This is a genomic window from Saccharothrix sp. ST-888 (assembly GCF_000955975.1).
Classification (GTDB): Bacteria; Actinomycetota; Actinomycetes; order Streptomycetales; family Streptomycetaceae; genus Kitasatospora.
This window is the reverse complement of sequence record NZ_JYJF01000168.1, coordinates 1-8,701: the sequence shown is the minus strand read 5'-3', so window position 1 is coordinate 8,701 and position 8,701 is coordinate 1. Positions and strand designations below refer to the sequence as shown.

General features: G+C 75.0%; 7 protein-coding genes. 2 read left to right on the top strand and 5 right to left on the bottom strand.

The window, feature by feature from the left end; all coding sequences use genetic code 11:
• Positions 1-557, bottom strand: a 557-nt coding sequence (locus UK12_RS30880; RefSeq protein WP_197085310.1) for a TerD family protein, incomplete at its 3' end; no start/stop codon positions are given.
• Between the two features lie 213 nt (positions 558-770).
• Between UK12_RS30880 and pepN the strand changes: the two genes are divergently transcribed.
• The gene (pepN, locus tag UK12_RS30875; protein ID WP_045306512.1) at positions 771-3,278 is read left to right on the top strand and encodes an aminopeptidase N; all 2,508 of its coding nucleotides are present in this window, start codon (positions 771-773) and stop codon (positions 3,276-3,278) included.
• A 138-nt stretch (positions 3,279-3,416) separates the two neighbouring features.
• Here pepN and UK12_RS41805 read toward each other — a convergent pair whose 3' ends face one another.
• A complete protein-coding gene (locus UK12_RS41805) occupies positions 3,417-4,466 on the bottom strand; it encodes a hypothetical protein (protein WP_197085309.1) in 1,050 nt (349 codons plus the stop codon).
• 286 nt (positions 4,467-4,752) lie between these two features.
• Here UK12_RS41805 and UK12_RS41800 point away from each other — a divergent pair, with 286 nt between their 5' ends.
• Complete coding sequence (locus UK12_RS41800) at positions 4,753-5,250, top strand: SsgA family sporulation/cell division regulator (RefSeq protein WP_197085308.1); 498 nt, start codon at positions 4,753-4,755, stop codon at positions 5,248-5,250.
• A 34-nt stretch (positions 5,251-5,284) separates the two neighbouring features.
• Here the strand turns inward: UK12_RS41800 and UK12_RS30860 are convergent, their stop codons facing one another.
• The 3 genes from UK12_RS30860 to UK12_RS30850 all read right to left on the bottom strand — a co-directional run.
• Positions 5,285-6,625: a helix-turn-helix domain-containing protein gene (locus tag UK12_RS30860; protein WP_045306510.1), complete on the bottom strand. Its 1,341-nt coding sequence runs from the start codon at positions 6,623-6,625 to the stop codon at positions 5,285-5,287.
• A 157-nt stretch (positions 6,626-6,782) separates the two neighbouring features.
• Positions 6,783-7,877, bottom strand: a complete 1,095-nt coding sequence (locus UK12_RS30855) for a carbohydrate kinase family protein (RefSeq protein ID WP_063838352.1) — start codon at positions 7,875-7,877, stop codon at positions 6,783-6,785.
• A 111-nt stretch (positions 7,878-7,988) separates the two neighbouring features.
• A partial coding sequence (locus tag UK12_RS30850; RefSeq protein WP_156179035.1) for a M56 family metallopeptidase occupies positions 7,989-8,701 on the bottom strand: 713 nt, incomplete at its 5' end.

Here is an 8,701-nt window from a genome sequence, read left to right as displayed (position 1 = left end):
GGGACGACCGGCTTCGGGGGCGCGGCGGCGGCCGGTGCCGCCGCCCGGCCCGGCTCCTCCACCGAGACGCCGAAGTCCGTGGCGATGCCCGCCAGTCCGTTCGCGTAGCCCTGGCCGACCGCACGGACCTTCCAACTGCCGCCGCGCCGGTAGACCTCGACCACCACCAGCGCCGTCTCCCGGCCGAGCCGGGGCGGGGTGAAGGTGACCAGCACCTCGCCGCTGGCCGCGTCCCGTACGGTCGCGGTCGGTTCGGTGCCCGCGAAGGTCGCCGTGGTGTCGTCCAGGCTGGCCGTGACCACGATCTTGCTGATTTCGGACGGCAGCGCGGCGGTGTCCACGGTGATCGCGTCCGGCGTGCCGCCGGCGGCCGGCCGGTGGGTCACGCCGGGACCGGCGGGGGCGTTGAAGAAGACGAAGTCGGCGTCCGAGCGGACCTTTCCGGCCTCCGTCAGCAGCAGCCCCGAGACGTCCAGCGGCTTCGGGGCCGTCACCTCGACCGTCACCCGGGTGGCGGTGAGCGGCGCGTTGCCGCCTTGGGCCAGGTCCGTCGGCACAGTTCTCCTCCTGGGATGGGTGGTTGCAGCTCTCCGCAGGCTCCCACACTAGCCACCTCGGCCCGGCTGACCAGTGGCGACCGGCTGGGCGCCGACCGTCCTGACACGGTCCTGACGTGGCCTCACGCGGACCGGAGCCGGACCGCCGGCGGCCCGGCCGACCGGCCCGGAAAGGTCTTGCCCACCGGTGCCCGCCGGGGCGAGCATGCAGGGATGCCAGCTCTTCAACGTACCGAGGCCCGTATCCGTGCCCGACTCGTCCAGGTTCGCGACTACCAGGTCGATCTGGACCTCACCCGGGGCGAGGAGGTGTTCGGCAGCACCACCGTGATCCGCTTCGACTGCACCGAGCCCGGCGCCGCCACCTTCCTCGACCTGCAGCCCGCCGCGCTGCACCGGGTGGTCCTCAACGGCCGCGAGCTCGACCCCGCCGACCTCGACGGGAACCGCCTCGCCCTGACCGGCCTGGCCGCCGGGAACGAACTGCGCGTCGAGGCCGAGATGCGCTACTCGCGCACCGGGGAGGGCCTGCACCGCTTCACCGACCCGGCCGACGGTGCGGTCTACCTCTACGCGGCCTGCGGCCCCGACAGCGCGCCGCTGGTGTTCGGGTGCTTCGACCAGCCCGACCTCAAGGCACCGTTCCGGCTGGCCGCCACCGCCCCGGCGGACTGGACCCTGGTCGCCAACGGTCCGGCGGAGCGTACGGACTCGGGGGAGGACACGGCCGGGAAACGTTGGGAGTTCGCGCCGACCCAGCCGATCAGCACCTACCTGTTCACCGTGGTCGCGGGCCCGCTGCACTCCCGCTACGCGGAGCACGACGGCATCCCGTTCGGCCTGCACGCCCGCCGTTCGCTCGCCGCCGACCTGGACCGCGAGGCCGAGGAGATCTTCGAGGTCACCCGGGCCTCCTTCGACCGGCTGCACGAACTCTTCGACGAGCGCTATCCGTTCGGCCGCTACGACCAGGCCTTCGTCCCGGAGTTCAACTGGGGCGCGATGGAGAACCCCGGCTGCGTGGTCTTCAACGAGGAACTGCTCTTCCACTCCGCCCCGACCGAGGCGGAACGCGAGCTCCGTGCGGTGGTGATCGCCCACGAGATGGCCCACATGTGGTTCGGCAACCTGGTCACCATGCGCTGGTGGGACGACCTGTGGCTGAACGAGTCCTTCGCCGAGTACCTCGGCTACCGGATCGCCGCGGAGTCCACCCGCTTCACCGGCTCCTGGACCGGCTTCGGCGTCAACCGCAAGGGCTGGGGCTACGACGCCGACCAGCGCAGCACCACCCACCCCATCGCCGCCACCGGTATCGAGAGCCTGGCCGAGGCGATGGTCAACTTCGACGGCATCGCCTATGCCAAGGGCGCCTCCGCGCTGCGGCAGCTGGTCGCCTGGCTCGGCGACGAGGCGTTCTTCGCGGGCATCAACGAGCACTTCGCCCGGCACCGCTTCGGCAACGCCGAACTCGCCGACTTCCTGGACGCGCTGGCCACCGCGAGCGGCCGGGACGTCCAGGGCTGGGCCGAACGCTGGCTGCGCACCAGCGGCGTGGACACCCTGCGGCTGGACGTCCGGTACGACGAGGCCGACCGGGTCGCCGCCGCCGAACTCGTCCCGGACGGCACCCGGCCGCACCGGGTCGGCGTCGGGGTGTACGACCGGCGGTCCGACGGCGCCCTCGTCCTGCGGGACCGCTTCGAGGCGGAGGTCGAACCCGGCTGCCGGACCGCCCTGCCCAAGTCGGCCGGAACCGCACGCGCCGCCCTGCTGCTGCCCAACCACGGCGACCTCACCTGGGCCAAGATCCGCCTGGACGAGGACTCCTGGCGGACGGTCACCACTTCGCTCTCCCGGATCGAGGACCCGCTCGCCCGCGCCGTGCTCTGGGAGAACGCCCGCGACCTGGTCCGCGACGCGGAGCTGGCACCCGCCGAGTACCTGGACCTGGCCGAGAGCCAGCTGCCGGCCGAGGACGCGGATACGGTGGTCGACGCCGTCCTCACCTTCGCCCGGACCAAGCTGATCGCCGACTACCTCGCCCCGGCCGATCGCCCGGCCGCCGCCGCGCGCCTCGCCGGACTCTCCCGCCGGCTGCTGGCCCGCCCCGACGCGGGGGACGGCCTGCGGATCGCCGCCCTGCGCGGCGCGATCGAGAACGCCACCGGACCGGAGCAACTCGCCGAGCTGGAAGTCTGGCTGACCGACGGCGGCCCGGCCGGCGAGCTCAGCACCGAGCTGCGCTGGACCGCCCTGGCCCGGCTCGCGGCGGAGGGTCTGGCCGACGAGGCGCGGATCGCCGCCGAACTGGCCGCTGACCCGAGCAGCAGCGCCCACCAGGGCGCGGCCTGCGCCAGGGCCGCGCGGCCGGCACCGGAGGCGAAGGCGGCGGCTTGGCAGCAGCTCTTCACCGACGGCGCCCTCTCCAACCACCTGATGAGCGCGACCGCGCAGGGCTTCTGGCGGTCCGGCGCCGAGCAGCTCCAGCAGGACTACGTGCGGCGCTACTTCGCCGAACTCCCCGCTGCGGGGCAGCGCGGGACGACCGTGGCCAGGGTGCTCGGCCGGGTGCTGTTCCCGGCGGGCCGTGCGGAGCCGGAGACGGTCCGGCTGGCGGAGGCGTGCCTGGCCGGGGAGGACCTGACGCCTTCGCTGCGGCGGGTGCTGGCCGACCAGGTGGACGACCTGCGGCGGGCGGTGCGGGTGCGCGGACGCTGAGCCCGGCTCCGGGCTCCGGGTATCCGGGAGTTGTGCGAGCGGTCCTGCGGTGGCGCGGGGACGGTCGCACGGCTTCCTGCACCCCCCGGGCCGCCGTGTGGGCGGTTTCCGAGTGCCGGCAGGGCAGGTGACCGATGGTCAGGTGAAGGTGCCTCGGACGGCCAGGGCCCGGGGGTCGTCCAGGGCGAAGGCCGAGGCCGCCCAGGTCTCCTGCGGCGGGCGATCGGGGCCGTCGGTGGGACGGGCGCCGCGGACGCCGAAGGTGTACCGGCCGGGTGCGAGGTCGAGGCCGTCGGGTGCGGTGAAGCGGTAGACCAGGGTGCCGCGGTCCTGGGCGATCGTCACCACCGCTCCCGGCAGGCTGCTCCAGGGTGCGGTGCCGGGCAGTGCCTCGGGCCGGGCCAGCCGGAGTTCGACCTGGAGCGCCGTCACGTTCTCGCCGACGGCCAGCGCGAGGGTGTGCCGGATGCCCGTGGTGCCGACCGGGTCGGCCGAGCCCTGTCCGGACAGCCCGGTATCGGGGTGCGGGCCGGTCTTGGCCAGGGGACTGGCACTTGCGCTGCCGCTCGGGCTTGCGGTGCCGGAGCTCGCGGTGCCGCCCGGCGAGGCGGACGGCGGCGGCGCGCTGGACGCCGCCGCGCTCGGGGCGCCGCCGGACGCGGACGGTTGCCCTCCGGTCCGGGCGGAGGGGGAGGCCGACGGCGAACCGGTCGCCGGGGCGGTGGTGGACGGCGCCACCGTGCCCCGGGGCGCTGTCCTGGGAGTGCCGAGTGCCCTGGCGGCGTTCGACGGGACCTCGGCCCGCGCCGGACCGCTCGGGGCGGGGGTGGCCGGCAGGCCGGTCGCGTCGGCCTGGTCCGGGCTGGGCAGCGGCGGGCTGGCCCCGACGTTGGACACCCCGGGACGCCGGCCGATGTTCTGCTGCTCGCTGAGCAGCCAGGTGGTGGCGACGCTGATGCCCAGCACCGTGGACATCGCCATGGCCGCGCCGGAGAAGCGCAGACTCGGCAGCCGGAAGCCGCCGAACGGCCTGGGCCGACCGTGCCGTCCGGACCGTGCGCTCGCGCGGGCCAGGCCGATGTACTCCCGCGTCACCACGCCGTGTGACGCGGCGTCAGCGCTGTACGGTGGCGCGTCACCGGCGTGTTGCTGCCGCGCGTGCGGCTTGTCGCGAAGCTTCGTATTCATGGTCGGACGCCCTCCCCGGCCCCCCGCCGTGTCCTCTCCCCGCCTCATCCGGGCTGGAGCACGAGGGTATCAGCGGCGTACGGCTGCTCCGCCAGCCCTCGTAGGCAACGGGCCGATGACGACGACTGGTATGACGTGTCCGATAATTGACGATGCGTCTGGCATGTGCTCGTGTGGATTCGGAGCCCGGCCGGTCAACGGTCGGATGCAACCTCTTGCAACTCTTGCTCGACACGGCACCGTGCAGGACGCTGGCCTGAACCCCAGCCGCCTCGGAGAGATCGTCATGCCGCGCGACCCGCTGTCAGCCTCCGCCAACCCGCCGCTCGCCGCCACCCCCACGGGCGACGAGGCGGGCAGACTCACCGCCGCTCCGGCGCCGGTGGAGGAGGTCATGACGCTGCGGATCGCGCTGGAACAGGACCTGGTGGGAGAGGTGCGCACGCGCTTCCGGTACGACCCGGAGCGGCCGTACGAGGTGCAGCTCACCTTCCACCTGGGCCGGGCGGACGAGGCGGACTGGGTCTTCTCTCGGCAACTGCTGCGCGACGGCCTCGAAGGGCTGAGCGGGCAGGGCGACGTGAAGCTCTGGCCCGCGTACTGTCCCTGTCACGGCTCGACGCTCCACCTCGCCCTGGAATCCCCGCACGGCAGCGCTCTGTTGGAGGTCTCGAAGGCCACGGTGAAGTCCTGGCTGCTGCGTACGTACGCGTGCGTCTCGGAGGCGGCGGAGGCGGCGGCCGGGCCGACCGACGAGCAACTCGCCGAGCTGGTCGGCTTCTGAGACCGACCGGCACATGAGGGGCGGCGTCGGAGGGTCACCTCGGCAGGCGGCAGCTGCCGGTGAGCAGGCCGGCCCGCAACTCCCGTACGGCGGGCGCCGACGAGGTCGGCAGCAGGTCGTAGGGATCGGCGGGGCCGGTCACCGAGACCGAGGCCGAGTGGGCGATCCGGTACGGACGGTGCTCCAGCAGTCCGCCCAGGTAGCGGCGCAGCCGGGAGATCTCGGCGCGTACGGTGACGGTGCGCGCCCGGTCGGCGAAGAGCGCCTCGGCGAGCTGGGCCGCGCTGAGCCCCTCCCGGTTCACGGCGAGCAGCAGCAGGAGTTCGGCGTGGCGCGGGCTGAGGGCGTGCGACCAGCTGCCGGCCGCGCCGGTGACCAGCAGCTTCGGGTGGCCCGGTTGGCCCAGGTCCAGCCGGAGGGCGGCCCGTTCGGTCTGCTCGGCGATGGCTCCGGCCGAGCTGCTGACCGGCCGGATCAGCCAGCCGCCGGCCATCGGCTCGACGGCGCATTCGCCGAGCGCGGGCAGCCAGTGGATGTCCGAGGAGGCCCAGCCGTCGGCGGGCAGCCGCAGCCGGGCGACCGGCGGCAGGCCGTGGGTGGCGGCCGTCCAGCCGTCGTCGTCGACCACCATGGCGGGCTCGGCGACCCGGGCGAGCAGCGGTGCGGCGACGGTGCGCAGCTGGTGCAGCGCCTCCAGCTGGCGGGCCCGCAGTTCGGCCTCGGCCAGCCGGGCGGCGGTGGCGGCGAGTTGGAGCAGGTAGGGCGCCATGGTCCGGGCCGGGCCGCTGAGGTCGACCACGCCGGTGAGCCGTCCGGTGCGCGGGTCGTGGACCGGGGCGGCGACACAGGTCCAGGCGTGGTGGCTGCGCAGGTAGTGCTCGGTGGAGTGGACCTGCATCGGGCGGCGGACCCGCAGGGTCATGCCGATGCCGTTGGTGCCGACCGCGTCCTCGGACCAGCAGGCGCCGTTGTCGAAGCCGATCCCGTCGGCGCTCCGGCGCAGGTGGCGGGCGCCCTCCTGCCAGAGCACATGGCCCTCCGCGTCGGCGACGGCGAACAGCAGCGGGGTCCCGGTGGAGGGGAGCAGCAGGGTGGAGCGCAGCACCGGGAGGACCTCGGCGAGGTGGGACTCGCGGCGGCGGTGCTCGACCTCGGCGGCGGTGATCCGGTTGGCGTTGCGGCCGTGTTCGGGGTCGAGGCCGAGGCGGCGCAGCCGCTCCCAGGAGTCGCCGATCTCCGGCCGGGGCAGCAGCGGCGAGGTGTCGCCGGCGAGGGTGAGCTCGTGCACCCTGGCCATCTCGGTGGGTGAGACACGGCCTGCGTGGGCCGCGCCCTGGCTGTCCAGCACCACGCTCTCCCCCCGTCGAGTCGCCATCCGCCGCCGCCCGTGTCGTGTCCCCCGCATACCCGCACACAGGGTACGGCTGGGAGCTCTCGGGGCGACGGAGTTGCCGGATATTTCGTACCGCAGCGGACCGGCGGCGGCGCCGACGGGGGTCGGCCGGGGGAGGGAACGGTTCGGCAGACCGGATTCACTCTGTCAGCTGGGCCTCACCCGTTCGGCCGTCGTACGACGGGCTGACGTGCGGTCGGACGGCCGCCCGGGGTGTGGGCCGGGACGCCGGGCGGTCCGGGGCGGTGCCGGTCGGATCGTCGGCCGGACCGGCGGTGAGCTGCCCGGCCCAGGGCGGGTTGGGGCCGGGCACGGCACAGGTGAGGGCGGCGACCCTGGACGCGTACGCACAGGCCGCGGCGGTGTCCTGCGCGGTGAGCCGGTCGAGTCCGCCGCCGAGCAGGCCGTGGCTGCCGAGGTGGTGCAGCAGCCCGGCGGTGAACGCGTCGCCCGCCCCGACGGTGTCCACGACCTGGACGGGGACGGCCGGGACGGTGACCCGGGTGCCGTCGAGCGAGGCCAGGGCCCCCTGCTCGCCGAGGGTGATCACCACCAGCCTGACCCCGGCCGCGTGCCACCGGTCGCAGGCCGCCTCCGGCGGGACGCCGGGCAGCAGCAGGCCGAGGTCCTCGGCGGAGAGCCGGAGCAGGTCGGCGGCTGCGCACCAGCGGTCCAGCCGCTCGCGGTAGCGGGCCGGATCCACCAGCAGCGGGCGGACGTTGGGGTCGATCGAGACGGTCGGCCGGCCGGGGGCCCGGTGGACCAGGTCGAGGAAGTCCTCGACCGCCCGGCCGCCCGGCTCGCGGATCAGCGCGAGCGAGCCCGTGTGGACGCACGCCGTGCCGGTGAGCGGTACGGCGGCGAGCTCCTCGGGCCGCCACTGCCAGTCCGCGGTGCGCTCGGCGTGGAACGAGTACGAGGCCCGGCCGTCCCGGTCGAGCTCGGCGACGGCGAGGGTGCTGGGTTCGGTGGCGCGGACGCTGAAGGAGAGGTCCACCCCGGAGGCGGTCAGGTGGGTGCGGAAGAGCCGCCCGAAGGTGTCCTCGGAGAGGCGGGCGACGAACCGGGTCGGGCTGCCGAGCCGGGACAGGCCGACGGCGGTGTTGGCGGGGCCGCCGCCCGCGTGCACCTGCAGGATCAGCTCACCGGGGGCGGCGAGGCGGCCGGCGTCGGGGGACTGGACGAAGGCATCGGCAACGCACTCGCCGAGGACGGTGATCGGCTGGACGGGCATGCTGTCGGTCTCCCTTGCTGCTGCTTCGCGGTGCACTCGGTGGGCCCGTGACGAGCCCGTTCACGCGGGCCCGGGGCTGCTCACCGGGCTCCCGGGCGGGTGCCGTGCCGGTCAGTGGGTCTGGGCGGCTTCGACGTTGTCGTGGAGGTCGGCGGCGGCTTCGAGGGAGGCCGAGGCGGTGAGGGCCAGGCAGGCGGCGAGGGCGAGGGCGGCGGCGGTGCGGCCTGCGGTGCGGTGCAGCGGGCGGGGCGGGGTGAGCAGGGCGGCGACCCGACGGGGGACCGGGCCGGAATGGGCGGCGGGGGCGAGCCGGGGCCGGTCGGGCCGGGGCGCGCCGGCGGCGGCGAGGGCGGCCCGCCCGACCGCGCGGGCGGTGAGCGTGCGGTCTCCGGTGACCTGGGCGGCGACCTCGTCGGCCCACCGTTCGAGCTGGTAGCCGAGCGGGGCGCGGAGCGGCCGCAGGGCGGGGTGCAGCACGGCGGCGTACTCGGTGGCGGCGAGGAAGAGGTGGTGGCGGGCCTTGAGGTGGGCCTGTTCGTGGGCCAGCAGCACGGCGCGTTCGGGGCCGGTGAGGGCGCGGAGCATCCCGGTGGTGACCACGATGCGGCCGGGGTCGGCGGGACGGGCGAGCGGTCCGGGCAGGGCGAAGGCGTCGGCGCGGTCGTCGTCCAGCACGGTGAGCGCCCCGGCGTGGGCGGCCTCGGCGGCGGTGTGCTCAGCCCGGTCTGCGACATCTACGACATCTGCGACATCTGCGACATCTGCGAGGCCGGTGTGGCTGGTGTGGCCGTTCGCGGCCAGGTGGCCGGTGGTGCTGCGGGTGT

What these genes read in the sequence shown, in the direction of transcription:
- UK12_RS30860 (WP_045306510.1), bottom strand. Translation starts at nt 6,625, where the DNA reads ATGGCGACTCGACGGGGGGAGAGCGTGGTGCTGGACAGCCAGGGCGCG.
- UK12_RS30855 (WP_063838352.1), bottom strand. Translation starts at nt 7,877, where the DNA reads ATGCCCGTCCAGCCGATCACCGTCCTCGGCGAGTGCGTTGCCGATGCC.
- pepN (WP_045306512.1), top strand. Translation starts at nt 771, where the DNA reads ATGCCAGCTCTTCAACGTACCGAGGCCCGTATCCGTGCCCGACTCGTC.
- UK12_RS41805 (WP_197085309.1), bottom strand. Translation starts at nt 4,466, where the DNA reads ATGAATACGAAGCTTCGCGACAAGCCGCACGCGCGGCAGCAACACGCC.
- UK12_RS41800 (WP_197085308.1), top strand. Translation starts at nt 4,753, where the DNA reads ATGCCGCGCGACCCGCTGTCAGCCTCCGCCAACCCGCCGCTCGCCGCC.